The 1,168-nt window shown below is 42.2% G+C and carries 1 protein-coding gene; it reads left to right on the top strand.

Going from position 1 to position 1,168, the window contains the following annotated elements:
- Window positions 1-115 precede the first annotated feature (115 nt).
- Window positions 116-1,168: RNA-guided endonuclease TnpB family protein (locus tag DMB44_RS09125; protein WP_110642961.1), on the top strand; the 1,053-nt coding region annotated here is incomplete at its 3' end.

Below are 1,168 nucleotides of genomic sequence, written 5' to 3'. Positions count from 1 at the left end.
TTTATAGAAAGGTTAGGAGTTTGGGGGAAGCAGTAAAACTCTCTCTTCGGACAGGAGATACACGGACTTCCCCCAACCGAAAATCCTATTGATAAGTTTGCTATATTAATAATAGATGTTCAGAACTATTAAACTGAAACTACCATACGATAGACCATTGATCGAAACAGCGAAGCAGTTTAGGAACGCATGCCAGATAGTTCTGGACTATGGTTTTGAGAATAAGACGTTCAACAAGAACAAACTCAATAGAGGCACATACAGAGAGGTGAGGGGAAGGATACCCACTCTTCCATCTGCACTTGTTCAGACGGCAAGGGATACGGCATCTGAAGCATTGAAAGCAACAGAAATTGAGAAGAAAATAAAGAGAAAATCACTCGCAATAAGGTATGATAACAGAACATTCAAGTTCTATCCCGATTCACATACAATTTCATTGACAACAGTACAGGGCAGGCTGGTATATCCAGTGGCTCATTCGCCCCTGATCGATAAATACAGGGGTGAATACACAAACGCACAAGTTGTAATAGATGAGAGGAGGAAGAAAATATTCATAATGGTTCAGGTAAAAATTCCAGATAAAGAGGTGATTAAGAAAGAAAATGTGAAGGTATTGGGAATAGACAGAGGCATAAAGAATATTGCTGTGCTGTCAAATAACACGTTTTTCAACAGCAGGCATCTGAGGGAGGTGAAGGGTAGATATCAGTATTTAAAGAGAAGATTGCAGCACGCAGGCACTCGTTCCGCTCGTAGGAAATTGAAGAAAATAGGCGGAAGAGAGAGACGGTTCGTGCGTGATGTTAATCATGTGATCTCAAAGGAGATCGTTTCGCTTCCCTACGATGCATTTGCACTTGAGGCGTTAAATCCAGCGGGTATGAAGCATAACGGTCATGGCAGGGAATTCAGGAGGATGCTTGGATCATGGTCTCCAGCAGAACTGCAGAAGTTCATAGGATACAAGGCAGAGGATGCTGGTAAAATGGTGGTATATGTAAATCCGAAATATACATCACAGAAGTGTTCGAAATGTGGCTATGTAAATAAAAACAACAGGCATGGCTCGGTATTCAAATGCCTGAACTGTGGCTTCGAACTCCATGCGGATCTGAATGCCTCAAGGAACATCGAAGTGCCCGGTACATCTGAGTACTTCAGG

Source organism: Thermoplasma sp. Kam2015, from assembly GCF_003205235.1.
Classification (GTDB): Archaea; Thermoplasmatota; Thermoplasmata; order Thermoplasmatales; family Thermoplasmataceae; genus Thermoplasma.
Note: the sequence above shows the minus strand (reverse complement) of the source record. Positions and strands in the feature narration are given on the sequence as shown.